This is a genomic window from Scandinavium sp., assembly GCF_032012665.1.
In the GTDB taxonomy this organism is placed as follows: domain Bacteria; phylum Pseudomonadota; class Gammaproteobacteria; order Enterobacterales; family Enterobacteriaceae; genus Scandinavium.
This window is the reverse complement of record NZ_DALZVG010000007.1, coordinates 52,880-66,679: the sequence shown is the minus strand read 5'-3', so window position 1 is coordinate 66,679 and position 13,800 is coordinate 52,880. Positions and strand designations below refer to the sequence as shown.

Annotated in this window: 16 protein-coding genes and 1 pseudogene; 10 read left to right on the top strand and 7 right to left on the bottom strand. The window is 55.5% G+C overall.

All coding sequences use genetic code 11. The features are described 5' to 3' along the window. The first annotated feature begins 1 nt into the window (after position 1). Positions 2-1,195 carry a tryptophan synthase subunit beta gene (gene trpB / locus RTU33_RS08375; RefSeq protein ID WP_312626600.1) on the top strand — a complete coding sequence of 398 codons (1,194 nt, stop codon included), beginning with the start codon at positions 2-4 and terminating at the stop codon, positions 1,193-1,195. Then, positions 1,195-2,004, top strand: coding sequence for a tryptophan synthase subunit alpha (trpA, locus tag RTU33_RS08370; protein ID WP_312626598.1), 810 nt, complete (start codon positions 1,195-1,197; stop codon positions 2,002-2,004). Before trpB ends, trpA begins: the two co-directional genes overlap by 1 nt. 15 nt (positions 2,005-2,019) lie before the next feature. On the opposite strand, the gene RTU33_RS08365 is transcribed toward trpA, so the two are convergent. Continuing rightward, the gene (locus RTU33_RS08365) at positions 2,020-2,490 is read right to left on the bottom strand and encodes a MarR family transcriptional regulator (protein WP_312626596.1); all 471 of its coding nucleotides are present in this window, start codon (positions 2,488-2,490) and stop codon (positions 2,020-2,022) included. 76 nt (positions 2,491-2,566) lie between these two features. On the opposite strand from RTU33_RS08365, the gene RTU33_RS08360 reads away from it, so the two are divergent. Continuing rightward, complete coding sequence (locus tag RTU33_RS08360) at positions 2,567-3,514, top strand: zinc-binding alcohol dehydrogenase family protein (protein ID WP_312626594.1); 948 nt, start codon at positions 2,567-2,569, stop codon at positions 3,512-3,514. Positions 3,515-3,667: 153 nt separating this feature from the next. On the opposite strand, the gene RTU33_RS08355 is transcribed toward RTU33_RS08360, so the two are convergent. From RTU33_RS08355 to ompW, 3 genes are all read right to left on the bottom strand, one after another. Then, positions 3,668-4,090: a diguanylate cyclase domain-containing protein gene (locus RTU33_RS08355; protein WP_409438235.1), complete on the bottom strand. Its 423-nt coding sequence runs from the start codon at positions 4,088-4,090 to the stop codon at positions 3,668-3,670. Between the two features lie 237 nt (positions 4,091-4,327). Then, positions 4,328-4,510 carry a hypothetical protein gene (locus tag RTU33_RS08350; RefSeq protein ID WP_312626592.1) on the bottom strand — a complete coding sequence of 61 codons (183 nt, stop codon included), beginning with the start codon at positions 4,508-4,510 and terminating at the stop codon, positions 4,328-4,330. Positions 4,511-4,832: 322 nt separating this feature from the next. Beyond that, a complete protein-coding gene (ompW, locus tag RTU33_RS08345) occupies positions 4,833-5,483 on the bottom strand; it encodes an outer membrane protein OmpW (protein ID WP_312626590.1) in 651 nt (216 codons plus the stop codon). Between the two features lie 224 nt (positions 5,484-5,707). On the opposite strand from ompW, the pseudogene RTU33_RS21865 reads away from it, so the two are divergent. The 4 genes and pseudogenes from RTU33_RS21865 to yciA all read left to right on the top strand — a co-directional run. Then, positions 5,708-5,845 (top strand): annotated as a pseudogene (locus tag RTU33_RS21865) (hypothetical protein); the annotation flags it as partial. Continuing rightward, positions 5,829-6,572 (top strand): YciC family protein, encoded by a 744-nt coding sequence (locus tag RTU33_RS08340; protein ID WP_312626588.1) that lies wholly within the window; start codon positions 5,829-5,831, stop codon positions 6,570-6,572. The pseudogene RTU33_RS21865 and the gene RTU33_RS08340, both read left to right, overlap by 17 nt. Positions 6,573-6,624: 52 nt before the next feature. Beyond that, a complete protein-coding gene (locus RTU33_RS08335; protein ID WP_312626586.1) occupies positions 6,625-7,164 on the top strand; it encodes a septation protein A in 540 nt (179 codons plus the stop codon). Further along, the gene (gene yciA / locus RTU33_RS08330; protein WP_312626585.1) at positions 7,161-7,559 is read left to right on the top strand and encodes an acyl-CoA thioester hydrolase YciA; all 399 of its coding nucleotides are present in this window, start codon (positions 7,161-7,163) and stop codon (positions 7,557-7,559) included. Before RTU33_RS08335 ends, yciA begins: the two co-directional genes overlap by 4 nt. Positions 7,560-7,640: 81 nt before the next feature. On the opposite strand, the gene RTU33_RS08325 is transcribed toward yciA, so the two are convergent. Then, complete coding sequence (locus tag RTU33_RS08325) at positions 7,641-8,177, bottom strand: YniB family protein (protein ID WP_312626584.1); 537 nt, start codon at positions 8,175-8,177, stop codon at positions 7,641-7,643. Between the two features lie 137 nt (positions 8,178-8,314). Between RTU33_RS08325 and hxpB the strand changes: the two genes are divergently transcribed. From hxpB to RTU33_RS08310, 3 genes are all read left to right on the top strand, one after another. Continuing rightward, positions 8,315-8,983 (top strand): hexitol phosphatase HxpB, encoded by a 669-nt coding sequence (gene hxpB, locus RTU33_RS08320; RefSeq protein WP_312626583.1) that lies wholly within the window; start codon positions 8,315-8,317, stop codon positions 8,981-8,983. A gap of 120 nt (positions 8,984-9,103) precedes the next feature. Beyond that, positions 9,104-9,694: a metal-dependent hydrolase gene (locus RTU33_RS08315; protein WP_312626581.1), complete on the top strand. Its 591-nt coding sequence runs from the start codon at positions 9,104-9,106 to the stop codon at positions 9,692-9,694. 131 nt (positions 9,695-9,825) lie between these two features. Then, positions 9,826-11,217: an L-cystine transporter gene (locus tag RTU33_RS08310; protein ID WP_312626579.1), complete on the top strand. Its 1,392-nt coding sequence runs from the start codon at positions 9,826-9,828 to the stop codon at positions 11,215-11,217. Positions 11,218-11,271: 54 nt separating this feature from the next. Here the strand turns inward: RTU33_RS08310 and dpiA are convergent, their stop codons facing one another. Further along, a complete protein-coding gene (dpiA, locus tag RTU33_RS08305; protein ID WP_312626769.1) occupies positions 11,272-11,958 on the bottom strand; it encodes a two-component response regulator DpiA in 687 nt (228 codons plus the stop codon). Then, positions 11,927-13,588, bottom strand: coding sequence for a sensor histidine kinase DpiB (dpiB, locus tag RTU33_RS08300; protein ID WP_312626577.1), 1,662 nt, complete (start codon positions 13,586-13,588; stop codon positions 11,927-11,929). Before dpiB ends, dpiA begins: the two co-directional genes overlap by 32 nt. Positions 13,589-13,800: the final 212 nt, after the last annotated feature.

Genomic DNA, 13,800 nt, shown 5'->3' with positions numbered 1-13,800 from the left:
CATGAAGACATTACTGAACCCCTATTTTGGTGAATTTGGCGGCATGTACGTGCCGCAGATCCTGATGCCCGCCCTGCGCCAGCTGGAAGAAGCGTTCGTAAGCGCGCAGAAAGATCCTGAGTTCCAGACCCAGTTTACCGATTTACTGAAGAACTATGCGGGTCGTCCGACCGCGCTGACCAAATGCCAGAACCTGACCGCAGGCACCAAAACCACGCTGTACCTTAAGCGTGAAGATCTTCTCCACGGTGGCGCGCATAAAACCAACCAGGTGTTGGGCCAGGCGCTGCTGGCGAAGCGCATGGGCAAAACTGAAATCATCGCCGAAACCGGCGCAGGCCAGCACGGCGTAGCCTCCGCCCTGGCGAGCGCCCTGCTCGGTCTGAAATGCCGCATCTATATGGGCGCAAAAGACGTTGAGCGCCAGTCGCCAAACGTGTTCCGTATGCGTCTGATGGGCGCGGAAGTGATCCCGGTACACAGCGGCTCCGCCACGCTGAAAGATGCCTGTAACGAAGCGCTGCGTGACTGGTCCGGCAGCTACGAAACCGCGCATTATATGCTCGGCACCGCAGCAGGCCCTCACCCGTTCCCGACCATCGTGCGTGAATTCCAGCGCATGATCGGCGAAGAAACCAAAGTGCAGATTCAGGAAAAAGAAGGCCGTCTGCCGGATGCGGTTATCGCTTGCGTCGGCGGCGGATCCAACGCCATCGGCATGTTTGCGGACTTTATTGATGAAACCTCCGTCGGCCTGATCGGCGTAGAGCCCGCCGGACACGGTATCGAAACTGGCGAGCACGGCGCGCCGCTTAAGCACGGTCGCGTTGGCATCTATTTCGGCATGAAATCGCCGATGATGCAGACCGATGAAGGCCAGATTGAAGAATCTTATTCCATTTCGGCGGGCCTGGATTTCCCGTCCGTTGGGCCACAGCACGCGTTTTTGAACAGCACGGGCCGTGCGGACTACGTCTCTGTCACCGACAACGAAGCGCTGGACGCCTTTAAGGCGCTCTGCCGCCATGAAGGGATCATCCCGGCGCTGGAGTCTTCCCACGCCCTCGCTCACGCGCTGAAAATGATGCGCGAAAATCCGGATAAAGAGCAGCTGCTGGTGGTTAACCTTTCCGGCCGCGGCGATAAAGACATCTTCACCGTACATGACATCCTGAAAGCACGAGGGGAAATCTGATGGAACGCTATGACAACCTGTTTGCTGAGCTGAAAAACCGCAAGGAAGGCGCGTTTGTTCCCTTCGTGACGCTGGGCGATCCCAACCCGGAACAGTCGCTAAAAATCATTGATACGCTGATTGAAGCAGGCGCAGATGCCCTGGAGCTCGGTATTCCCTTCTCCGATCCGCTGGCCGACGGCCCGACCATTCAAAGCGCGACGCTGCGTGCGTTCGCCTCGGGCGTTACCGTGACCCAGTGTTTCGAAATGCTGGCGGCGATTCGCCAGAAGCACCCGACCATGCCGATTGGCCTGCTGATGTATGCCAATCTGGTCTTCAGCCGCGGCATCGATCGCTTCTATGCCGAATGCGAGCGCGTGGGCGTGGATTCCGTTCTGGTGGCAGATGTGCCGGTGGAAGAGTCTGCCGAATTCCGTCAGGCGGCAATGCGCCATAACGTGGCGCCGATCTTCATCTGCCCACCGAACGCCGATGATGAACTGCTGCGTCAGATAGCTTCCCACGGTCGCGGTTATACCTATCTGCTTTCCCGTGCTGGCGTAACGGGTGCGGAAAACAAGGCAGCACTGCCGCTGCATCATCTGATTGAGAAGCTGAGTGAATACCATGCCGCCCCGCCGTTGCAGGGCTTTGGCATTTCCGCGCCAGATCAGGTGACCGCCGCCATTGGCGCGGGTGCCGCAGGCGCAATTTCCGGTTCGGCTATCGTCAAAATTATCGAGAAGAACGTCGATAATCACCCGGCAATGCTGGCAGAGCTGAAAACGTTCGTGCAGAACATGAAAGCCGCGACCCACAGCGCATAACATTCCGCCGTCTGGCTAGCAGTCAGACGGCGTTTTTCCCTTCACACTTTCCGCATATTGCCTTACCAGACGAAATAACGCCTTCACGTCTTCCTCCGGCCACTCGGCAAAAATTGCATTCATCAGCTTTTGTCTTGCGCCGTCAATCGCGTTCGTCAGCGCTTTGCCCTGCTCTGAGAGCGTCACTTCGCTGATACGCTTGTCCCGTTCGGCAGGCTGCTTTAGCGCCAGCCCCTGCTCCTGCAACTTCTTCACCTGACGACTGACCGTGGTGTAGTCGCGCCCGAGGCTGTCCGCCAGTTCCACCACGCCCACCGGCCCATAGCGGCCAATTGTGACCAATAGCGGGAACAGCACCTGATCCAGCTTGACGTCTGCCGCCGCCAGCAGCGTTTCATCGCGCTTCGGCTGATTCATCACGCTCAGGATGTCGAGCAAAGCGCCGTGAAAATCCGTCACGTCATATTGTTTATGTGCATATTGCATATAATTTCTCTTCGGCGTAGAGTGGCCTTATTAATTATGTGCATTTTACACATAAAACCGATTAAGGAGAAACAGGATGAAAGCAGCCGTAGTATTTGATCCCTCACAGGGGCCGGTTTATGCCGATTTTGCTGAACCGGTTGCCGCTGAAAATCAGCAGTTGATTCAGGTTACCGCGTCGGCAATCAGCCACGTGGTGAAAAGCCGGGCATCCGGTAAGCATTACAGTTTTGACGGCACGCTCCCGTTTATCGCCGGGATCGACGGCACTGGCGTCACCCGGGACGGTCAGCGCGTTTATTTCGTATTCCCGCCAACGCCCTGGGGCAGCATGGCGCAGCTTGCGCCTGTCGATGTTGCTCATTGCCTGCCGCTGCCGGACGGGCTGGATGATGCCACCGCTGCGGCAATGGCAAATCCTGGTATGTCGGCCTGGGCCGCGCTGGTTAACCGTGCTGGCTTTAAGGCAGGTGAAACCGTGTTGATAAACGGTGCGACGGGCAGCGCCGGACGGTTAGCGGTACAAATCGCCCGCCATCTTGGCGCTAAAAAGATCATCGCCACCGGGCGTAACCCACAGGCACTGGCCTCGCTCAACGCCGATGCCACCGTTTTGCTGACCGAAGATGAAAGCGTGCTGGCGCAAACCCTCGCGACACATGCCGCCGGGCAAATTGACGTGGTCATTGATTATCTGTGGGGCCGCAGCGCCGAACTGCTGCTGAAGGCGCTGGCAAAACATGTGCCGGGTACAGCTCCCGTGCGCTATGTCCAGGTTGGATCGCTGGCCGGGCAGGAGATTACGCTGCCGGGCGCCGTGCTGCGATCCTCCCCCATTCAGCTGATGGGCAGCGGGATTGGGGGCCTTTCCCTGCCCGCGCTGGTGAAAGCCACCGGCGAGATGCTCAATGCGGCGGTAGCAGGCAGCTTTTCCATCGCCCACCGCACGGCGCTGCTGGCCGACGTTGCGGAGGCCTGGCCACTGGATGACAGCCAGAATCGTACCGTTTTCCAGATTGGCTAACATCCCCAGAAAAGAAGGGGTTGAACTTCTTAATGAGAAGTATTATCTTTCTCAACACCGAATAGTTGAGCAAATCACTCAGGTATTCGGCACGACATTGCTCACATTGCTTCCAGTATTGTTTGCCCGCCTTGCGCGGGCTTTTTTTGCCTCTCAGAACTGTACCTGATTCACGTTCAGTGCCCTGTCTACAAACATGCAGCGATTTCTTCCGCTCTGTTTTCCGCGATACATAGCGCAATCTGCCCGCTCCAGCACCCGATGCAGCGTTTCGCCCTGATGGGCTCGCGTCAGCCCTGAGGTGACGGTTATCGACAGCTGCTCTGCGCCAAATCGGATGCGGTGTGCCGCAATGGCTTCGTTGATGCACAACCCTGCGTGACAGGCATCCCGGTCGTTTCTTGCCTTCAGCAGCGTGATGAACTCCTCACCGCCAAAACGGTACGGTGGCTCATAGCTACGGGTACATTCACGCAGCTTTAACGCCAGTGCACGCAGCACCACATCGCCCGTCATGTGTCCCCAGGTATCGTTCACCTGCTTGAAATGATCGACGTCGATGATCAGCACATACACGTTGTCGCCGTTTTCTTCGGGAAGATGGCTGTCGAAGGATTCATCAAGAATGCGGCATCTGTTGCAGCTCCGTCAGCGCATCGTAGCCGCTGCAAAGCTTGCTTGAGGACATCAAAGAGAGCCAGCTTAAGTCGCTATTGACGATGGAAGTGACCAGCTCACGGCAGACGTTATGCGTCTCTTCATGGCGCTGAGGTATGGCCAGTACGAATCCCCTGTGTCGGAGTTTTCGCTCAGCTAACCGTTGATCCAGCTACCGAAAGCACAAAGATTATGCGACGCCTGGTAAGTAATGGCTGGCTGTTCCCTGTCACGCACTGAAATATAGCGGAATACCTCCACCAGCCACTGATAATGCGCCTCAACGGCCAGGTTCAAATCACCAATCAGTTTATCGATTTCATTGAGTTTTTTGCTCATGGAACCTCCTGTTCCGTTCGCTGATATGCCCCCTGAGGGTAGCAGGCAAAACTTACAGAAGCGTAAAGCGCAGGCAAATCAGACGATCCGCTGAGCAATAATGAATACGGGAAAGACTGCGAAGCAAAAAAACGACGACGGCGTTGTCGACATCGGGAAAATTATCGATTGAGGTCCGTGTTCGGGCGGCCTGGTTTAGGCAGAGCGCAAAATGATGCGAGAGAAGCAATAGGCGTAACTATAGGAAATTTAATAATAAATTTCAGGATAGCGTGTTTATCGTTTATAAAGAGTGACCGCAAAGCGGCCACTCATCTCGTTATCAGAAGCGATAGCCTGCGGAGAACATAAACACCCAGGGATCGATACGGACTTTGTCGTTATAGCTCTGCGCCGGGAGAACCGAACCATCGGACTTGTAGCGCGCTTTGGTGTCGATATCCATGTACCACACGGAGGCGTTGAGCAGCCAGTCGCGGTTAATGAGATAATCCACGCCCACCTGCCCGGCAACGCCCCAGGAATCCTTCAGGCTCAGATCGGAAAGACCTGCATCTTTACCGTTGTCGTTGAATTTCTCATCAAAAAAGGTGGTGTAGTTAACCCCAACCCCAACATAAGGGCGGAATTTGCTGGTAGCCTCACCGAAGTACCACTGCGCCATTAACGTTGGCGGAAGCTGGTGTACCGTGGCGATATCGCCGGTCGCGCCGGTGCCAATTTTATGGCGGAACGGCGTTGCTGCCAGCAGTTCAACACCGAGATTATCGGTCGCCATGTAGGTAAAGGTCAGCCCGAGCTGTGTGTTATTGCTGACGTTAAAGCCATTGAGGCTCCCGAGGGTACCGTTCGCGCCTTCCGTTGGTCTGACGGTGGCCGTACCCGCACGAATAAAGAACTCACCCGCTTCATGCGCCCAGGCTCCGCCAGAAAGACTGCCTAAAACCAGCGCTGCCACTGCTAACTTTTTCATATCCACTCCTTCGTTATGGTTTTATAAGCGCGATGAATATACCCACAAAAGAGTAAAAACGATCCAACTCAGATCACATTCAATCCTGAGATTTAACATTCATTGATCTGGATTAATTTTTCGTAGCAATTGCATTAAGGGAAAAGCATATCCATATCAATTTTCTGTCTTTTCTTCGTGACAAAATAAGCAGCGCACGCAGTACTCACCCAATCCTGACCTTTTACGGCTTACCGCCTCTTTACAAAGATATGCTTTTGCATACAGGTGTTGATGCTGCCACTTTGGCGTCGGGTGAGTTACAATTGCTGGCTTATTCATACCAGCCAGACTCAAGGAGAGTGCATGTCTATCACGGCTAAGTCGGTTTACCGTGACACGGGTAATTTTTTTCGCAATCAGTTCGTTACGATACTGCTGATTGCGTTGTTGTGTGCGTTTATCACGGTGGTGCTTGGCCATGCGTTCTCACCGAGCGACGAGCAGCTCGCCGTTCTGAAAGAAGGCGATAATCTCGCGGGCAGCGCGGGCCTGTTTGAACTGGTGCAGAACATGACGCCAGAGCAGCAGCAAATCCTGCTACGGGCGTCGGCGGCGTCCACGTTTTCCGGACTGATTGGCAACGCCATTCTCGCGGGCGGCGTACTGCTGATGATTCAGATGATCTCTGCCGGGCAGCGCGTCAGCGCCCTGCGTGCGATCGGTGCCAGTGCGCCGGTCCTGCCGAAGCTGTTACTCCTCATCTTCATTACCACTTTCCTGGTACAGATGGGCGTAATGCTGGTGGTCGTTCCGGGCGTGCTGCTGGCCATCGTGCTGGCCTTTGCACCGATCATGCTGGTGCAGGACAAAATGGGGATCTTTGCCTCAATGCGTAACAGTATGCGCCTGACGTGGAGCAATATGCGCCTCGTCGCCACCCCGGTGATGGCCTGGCTGCTGGCGAAAACAGCGCTGCTGATGTTCGCGCCGAACTTTGCCGTATTGACGCCAAACGTTGGCGCGGTGGTGGTGAACTGCATCAGCAATCTCATTTCCGCATTGTTGCTGATCTATTTATTCCGCCTGTATATGCTTATTCGTAACTGATCCCCTCAAGGCCCGGCATGCCCGGGCCCTTACTGAAATACGGAACCGATGTATGAAGCAGTTTCTGGATTTTTTACCGCTGGTGGTGTTCTTTGCTTTCTATAAGCTTTACGACATCTACGCTGCGACCACGGCGCTGATCGTTGCCACCGCCATCGTGCTGATTTACAGCTGGGTGCGCTATCGCAAAGTCGAGAAGATGGCGCTGATCACTTTTGTCATCGTTGCCGTGTTCGGCGGCCTGACGCTGTTCTTCCACAACGATGAATTTATCAAATGGAAAGTCACCGTCATTTACGGCCTGTTTGCCATCGCCCTGCTGGTCAGCCAGTGGGTGATGAAAAAGCCGCTGATCCAGCGCATGCTCGGCAAAGAGTTAACGCTGCCGCAGTTCGTGTGGTCTCGTCTCAACATCGCATGGGCGCTGTTCTTTATCCTGTGCGGGCTGGCAAACATCTATATCGCTTTCTGGCTGCCGCAGAACATCTGGGTCAACTTCAAAGTGTTTGGTTTAACCGCGCTGACCCTGATTTTCACGCTGCTGAGCGGCGTATACATCTACCGCCACATGCCGCAGGACGAGAGTAAATGAGTACGAGCAGTGATGCGCCAGTTGGCGATTTAGTTCTTCGCACGCTGGCTATGCCCGCTGACACTAATGCCAACGGCGATATTTTTGGCGGCTGGATCATGTCGCAGATGGACCTCGGCGGCGCAATCATGGCCAAAGAGATTGCCCAGGGCCGCGTTGTCACGGTTCGAGTGGACGGCATGACGTTTCTGCGGCCGGTCGCGGTGGGTGATGTGGTGTGCTGCTATGCCCGCTGCACCAAACGTGGCACAACGTCGATTACGGTAAACATTGAAGTCTGGGTGAAGAAAGTGGCGTCCGAACCTATCGGGCAGCGCTATAAAGCCACTGAAGCACTGTTTATCTATGTCGCGGTAGACAGCGAAGGCAAACCAAGACCTTTCCCTAAGCCGTAATCCCTTTCCGGGTGGCGGCTTTCGCCTGACCCGGCCTGCGAATCAAGCAGGCCGGGTAAGCACAGCGCCATCAGGTACGCTTCAAAGAAAGCCCAACAGCTTAAAGAAGAAATACCCCGCCACAATCACGATCGCGGGCAGCACGTACAGCGGGAATATCTGCAAAAAGATAGTGTGGTGCGGCACCACAATTTTCGCGTCAATTTGCTCTTTGGTTAATCCTTCGGGCCCTTTCGCCTGCTCCAGAATCAGTTGATCCTGCACGCCCTCACGCAGAAACTTCGCCTGGCGGCCCATTCGCGCCCCGGAAGCCTGTAACGCCATGCCAATAAACACCAGCGCAAAGATAATCCAGAAGCCGATATTCAGGCTGCGGTGGAAATCCGGCAGCGGTGAGTTGAACCAGAACACGTTCAGGAACGGCGTATTGAAACGGATCATTTCAATCATCACGTGGGCGAAATCCAGCAGCACTGCGTCGATACCTGGCTGCTTTTCACTGTGTTCAAACATAAATTTGAACAGTGAGATAAGTGTTGAAATCACCGCCGGGATGAAAATAACCCAGCCCAGAATGCGTTTTAGTATGGCAATGCGTCCAGCTTGTTGATACGTCATGGATTCCCCTTGTTCAGACGCGCTGATGTTTCGCCGTAAGTCTACCCTGAGTTACCCCTTTTCGCCTGCGTTTTAACAGCGATATGATGTAGGATGAAGCCCCTGGCGCTGGCCTATTACCTTACAGGAGTTGCATTATGACAGCCTCGCGACAAATTGTTGCCGCTATCTTCGATATGGACGGATTGCTGATTGACTCTGAGCCGCTGTGGGATCGCGCTGAGCTGGGCGTTTTAGCTGAAATCGGCGTCGACATCAGCCGCCGTAGCGAACTGCCGGATACCCTTGGCCTGCGTATCGATATGGTCGTCGAACTGTGGTTCGCCCATCAACCCTGGAGCGGCCCGAGCCGCACGGAAGTGACCGACCTGATAATCAACCGCGCCATTTCCCTGGTTGAAGCAGAACGCCCGCTGCTGCCAGGCGTACGTGAAGCCATTGCGCTGTGCAAGGCTCAGGGGTTGAAAGTGGGTCTGGCTTCGGCCTCTCCGCTGCATATGCTGGAAAAAGTGCTGGCGATGTTCGGTCTGCGCGATCAATTTGACGCCCTTGCCTCGGCGGAAAAGCTGCCCTACAGCAAACCGCATCCGCAGGTGTATCTCGACTGCGCGCAGAAGCTTGGCGTATCTCCGCTTAACTGCGTGGCGCTGGAAGACTCTGTTAACGGCATGATCGCCAGTAAGGCTGCGCGGATGCGCTCCATCGTTGTGCCCGAACATACGAATTTTGCCGACCCGCGCTATGTGCTGGCGGAGGCAAAACTGTCCTCTCTCGAACAACTCACCTCCGCGCATCTTCTTGGCTGAATCCTCTCCCGCACAACCCGGCTGAACGTCGGGTTGTGACAAAGAGTTACACCGTCACCTCTTCCACCTACTGTATAAAAACCCTATACTGTATGAATTGACAGTTTTACGGGTGTTATCATGACGGCGGAAGGTCACCTGCTCTTTTCAATTGCCTGTGCGGTGTTTGCCAAAAATGCCGAGCTGACCCCGGTTCTGGCACAGGGTGACTGGTGGCATATTGTGCCCGCCGCGGTACTCACCTGCCTGCTGCCGGACATCGATCACCCCAGGTCCTTCCTTGGTCAGCGGCTAAGCTGGATAGCCAAACCCATAGCGCGAATGTGTGGCCATCGTGGCTTTACCCATAGCCTTCTGGCGGTGTTCGGCGGCCTGACGCTGTTTTATCTCAAAGTTCCGGAAAGCTGGATTGTTCCTGCCGATGCTATTCAGGGAATGGTGCTCGGCTACCTGAGTCATATCCTTGCGGACATGCTCACGCCTGCGGGCGTGCCGCTGCTGTGGCCCTGCCGCTGGCGGTTTCGTCTGCCCATCCTCGCACCACGCAAAGGCAATCAGCTGGAGCGCGTGCTCTGCATGGTCCTGTTCGTTTATGCCGTCTGGATGCCGCAGTCGGTCACCGATAACAGCGCCGTACGCTGGTCATCTGGCCTTATCAGTTCGCTGCAGTGGCGCTTCGATCGCTTTATAAATCAGCAAAGCGGCCACTAAACCGGCAATCATGGCTGTTTTGGCATAACCCATTCCATTTGGATATAAGATGCGCATCACACTTCTGCTACTCTTTGCGGCATTACAGTCGGCCTGATTCTGGGCCGTATAACGACATCAGGAGAACGGGGATGAATTTTCCACTTATAGCGAACGTTGTGGTGTTCGCGGTATTACTTTTTGCTCTGGCACAGACACGACACAAAAACTGGAGCCTGGCTAAAAAAGTGCTGGTCGGCCTGGCAATGGGCGTGGTCTTTGGCCTGGCGCTGCAGCTGGTTTACGGTGCGGACAGCGCAGTACTGAAAGACTCAATTCAGTGGTTCAACATTGTGGGTAACGGCTACGTCCAGCTGCTGCAGATGATCGTTATGCCGCTGGTATTCGCCTCTATCCTTAGCGCGGTGGCACGTCTGCATAACGCGTCCCAGCTGGGTAAAATCAGCTTCCTGACCATCGGCACCCTGCTGTTCACCACGCTGATTTCTGCGCTGGTCGGCGTGCTGGTGACCAACCTCTTCGGCCTGAGCGCTGAAGGTCTGGTGCAGGGCACTGCGGAAACCGCGCGCCTGAACGCCATCCAGAGCACCTACGTCGGTAAAGTGGCTGACCTGAGCGTACCGCAGCTGCTGCTCTCCTTCGTGCCGAAAAACCCGTTTGCAGACCTGACCGGTGCGAGCCCGACTTCAATCATCAGCATCGTGATTTTCGCCGCCTTCCTCGGCGTGGCCGCGCTGAAGCTGCTGAAAGACGATGAAGCAAAAGGCAAACGCGTTCTGACCGCCATCGATACCCTGCAAAGCTGGGTGATGAAGCTGGTGCGTCTGGTGATGCAACTGACCCCTTATGGCGTACTGGCGCTGATGACCAAAGTCGTTGCGGGTTCTAACCTGCAGGACATCATTAAGCTTGGCGGTTTCGTGGTGGCATCCTATCTGGGCCTGGCTATCATGTTTGTGGTTCACGGCCTGCTGCTGGGTGCGAACGGCGTTAACCCGTTGAAATACTTCCGTAAAGTATGGCCTGTGCTAACCTTCGCGTTCACCAGCCGTTCCAGCGCCGCGTCTATTCCGCTGAACATCGAAGCGCAAACTCGCCGTCTGGGCGTGCCGGAATCTATCGCCAGCTTCTCCGCGTCCTTCGGTGCGACCATCGGCCAGAACGGCTGTGCGGGCCTGTACCCGGCTATGCTGGCGGTGATGGTTGCCCCAACCGTCGGGATTAACCCACTGGATCCGCTGTGGATTGCGACTCTGGTTGGCATCGTGACCGTCAGCTCCGCCGGCGTGGCGGGCGTGGGCGGCGGCGCAACCTTTGCTGCGCTGATCGTGCTGCCTGCGATGGGCCTGCCGGTGACGCTGGTTGCCCTGCTGATCTCCATTGAACCGCTGATCGACATGGGCCGTACTGCTCTGAACGTCAACGGCTCCATGACCGCCGGTACCCTTACCAGCCAGTGGCTGCGTCAGACCGACAAAGCGGTAATGGCAAGCGAAGATGAAGTAGAGCTGGCGCACCGCTAAGCCCACTTCTTCCAAAAAAAACGGTGAGCCAGACACGTTCTGCTCACCGTTTTTTTATGTCTCCGTGCCCCGGTAGCTGCGCTGCGGCCGACCAACCTTGCCGTAGACAATCTCAGCCCGAATCTGCTGCTGGCCTGCGGCATACTCAAGATAGCGCCTTGCCGTCGTCCGGCTTAGCTTAAGCGTCTGAGCAACCGTTTCTGCGGTGTGGCTGGTTTCACGGTCGGCAAACAGCGCGAGGACCTTCTCAAGCGTCAGGCCATCGATGCCAACCGGGAGCTCAGCCCTGGGCTCACCGCGTGCGTAAGCGTTAAACATCTGGTCAATCTGACGCTGGCTGGCGCTGGCGGTGTATGCCAGCATCTGCATCCTCTGCTGATAGCGTACCAGCGTCTGATGAAGCCGCTCGTACGAAACCGGCTTCACCAGATAATCAAAGACTCCGCCGCGCACCGCTTCGGAGACGGTATCCATATCGCTCGCTGCGGTAGTAAAAATCACGCCGCATGACGTATGGGCCTCGATCAGCTCATGCAGTAAGGTGATACCCTTCCCGTCCGGCAGGTAGTTATCAAGCAGAATCAGCGAAGGATGCAGCCGGGCGATCATGGCACGCGCCTGAGCCAGATTTCCTGCCAGCCACACTTGACTGCATTCGGGATACTGTTGAATAAATTCTGCATGCATTTCGGCCAGCGCCGTTTCATCTTCAACAATCAAAATCGTCAGAGGTTGTGCCATCATTGCATTTCACTTTCGGTATAAAAACGGAAAACAGAGCGCCAGTGGGATCGTTATCTTCAAGCGTAATAACGCCGCCGCAACGCTCCACATAGCCAGAAATCAAATACAAGCCGAGGCCGTGTTCACCGGCATCTTTCTCCCGGGTGCTCACGCCCTGGCTAAAAATGGCGTGACGCAGCTCATCCGGAACGCCGCAGCCGTGGTCACTCACTTCAATCACTACCTCCGGGCCCTCATCGCTGAGATACAGCTCGACAGTTTTATCGCCCTTCGGGTTGTGGAGGCTTGCTTCGAATGCGTTATCCAGCAGGTTGCCGACGATGGCGGAAAACTCGGTGCTGTCCAGCCCTGGCGGTAACTGACGGAGCTGGCTGCCTTCCACAATATGCAGATTAAGCCCCAGCTCGTGCGCACGTTGTACCTTGCCGAACAGTAACCCGGCGACCTGGCGATCGCAGAAGGCGCTGCGCAGGCGGTCTATCAGCGCCTGCTGGGCCTGGGATTCCCCCTTCACCATCTCCAGCACACGGTCATACTCTTTCATCTGCAACAGGCCGCTTAGCGTCGACATCCAGTTCAGATGCTCGTGCCGCAGCACCCGCAGGCTCTCCACGTACTGTTTAATCTGCGTCAGCTGAGCGTTCAACGCGCTCATTTCATCCTTGCTGCGAAAGCTGATAATGGCCCCCAGCATTTCCGCCCCGGAACGAATCGCCCCCCGATTGGCGATCACGTTCAGCCCGTTAAACGTACACATCACGTCCTGCCTTTTGTCCGCGATGCTGTCGGTGAAAAACGCGCTCGGTTGGACCACGTCGGCAATCGGCCTGCCGAGCCACTGTCGCCCCGGCGAACTCAGACCGAGCATTTTTCGGGCGTTACGGTTAATCGCGGTGATTTGTCCATCGGGATCCACCGCAATCAGCCCCTCAAAAACGGAGCCGAACAGCGCCTCCTGCTGACGAACGACCCTCGCAATCTGCCGCGGCTCCATACCCAGCATCTGGCGGCGAATATGTGCGGCAAACAGCCACGACAGCAGCAGTAAAATCAGCAACAGCAGCACAAATACGCCCGCCATCGGCAAAATAAAATCCAGCCACCAGCTGTCGATTTTGCTGACCAGATAGCCCAGCGACACCACGCCGATAATCTGCCCGTGCTCATCAAACACCGGCGTTTTTGCACGCATCGCCATGCCTATCGAACCTTTGCCGGTAATGAAGTAGCTTTCGCCCTTTTCCAGCGCGCCGGGTTTGGTCCACTGCATCGGCTGACCTATTTTCTCCGGATTAGGGTGATACAGACGAACCGAATGCTTATCGCCAATGACCACATAATCCAGGTCTGAGCCCCCTGCCAGCTTGCTGGCTATCACCGAGAGCCGTGCGGTATCCCGGCTTTTCACCGCCGCCACGACGCTGTCGTTTGCCGCGATAATTTTGGCCTGATTCATCGCCATATCCCTGACCTGGCGGGTGAGATAGTCTTCAAAGCTTGCGGAGAGGTACTGGCCGAGGGCCGCAACTAATAGCGAGGACATTAACAGCAGCAGCAGAAAAATACGCAGCGGAAACGCGAGGCGATAAAAGAACGCCAGGCTTCCTCCCGCTTTTACCTCTGACATGATCGTTTCCTTGTGTCGGAACAGGCTTCTCCCTAATGACCCTTAAAATGTAATGGTTTTGTTTTCGCGGCGTCCAGCGATTCGCACCGGTTTCGTTAAGGATTGCACAAATAAAATCAATTACGAAAATAAACGTCACGCCATTAGATGCATTAAAGATAATTAAACAAATAAAAACCATTAAGCCAATTTAAAACAGCCCTGCGTTTGTG

Excerpts from the sequence above, each read along its gene's own strand:
- dpiB (WP_312626577.1), bottom strand. The coding sequence starts at position 13,588 with ATGTCAGAGGTAAAAGCGGGAGGAAGCCTGGCGTTCTTTTATCGCCTC.
- trpB (WP_312626600.1), top strand. The coding sequence starts at position 2 with ATGAAGACATTACTGAACCCCTATTTTGGTGAATTTGGCGGCATGTAC.
- RTU33_RS08365 (WP_312626596.1), bottom strand. The coding sequence starts at position 2,490 with ATGCAATATGCACATAAACAATATGACGTGACGGATTTTCACGGCGCT.
- dpiA (WP_312626769.1), bottom strand. The coding sequence starts at position 11,958 with ATGGCACAACCTCTGACGATTTTGATTGTTGAAGATGAAACGGCGCTG.
- RTU33_RS08335 (WP_312626586.1), top strand. The coding sequence starts at position 6,625 with ATGAAGCAGTTTCTGGATTTTTTACCGCTGGTGGTGTTCTTTGCTTTC.
- yciA (WP_312626585.1), top strand. The coding sequence starts at position 7,161 with ATGAGTACGAGCAGTGATGCGCCAGTTGGCGATTTAGTTCTTCGCACG.
- hxpB (WP_312626583.1), top strand. The coding sequence starts at position 8,315 with ATGACAGCCTCGCGACAAATTGTTGCCGCTATCTTCGATATGGACGGA.
- trpA (WP_312626598.1), top strand. The coding sequence starts at position 1,195 with ATGGAACGCTATGACAACCTGTTTGCTGAGCTGAAAAACCGCAAGGAA.
- RTU33_RS08325 (WP_312626584.1), bottom strand. The coding sequence starts at position 8,177 with ATGACGTATCAACAAGCTGGACGCATTGCCATACTAAAACGCATTCTG.
- RTU33_RS08360 (WP_312626594.1), top strand. The coding sequence starts at position 2,567 with ATGAAAGCAGCCGTAGTATTTGATCCCTCACAGGGGCCGGTTTATGCC.
- RTU33_RS08340 (WP_312626588.1), top strand. The coding sequence starts at position 5,829 with ATGTCTATCACGGCTAAGTCGGTTTACCGTGACACGGGTAATTTTTTT.
- RTU33_RS08315 (WP_312626581.1), top strand. The coding sequence starts at position 9,104 with ATGACGGCGGAAGGTCACCTGCTCTTTTCAATTGCCTGTGCGGTGTTT.
- RTU33_RS08350 (WP_312626592.1), bottom strand. The coding sequence starts at position 4,510 with ATGAGCAAAAAACTCAATGAAATCGATAAACTGATTGGTGATTTGAAC.
- ompW (WP_312626590.1), bottom strand. The coding sequence starts at position 5,483 with ATGAAAAAGTTAGCAGTGGCAGCGCTGGTTTTAGGCAGTCTTTCTGGC.
- RTU33_RS08310 (WP_312626579.1), top strand. The coding sequence starts at position 9,826 with ATGAATTTTCCACTTATAGCGAACGTTGTGGTGTTCGCGGTATTACTT.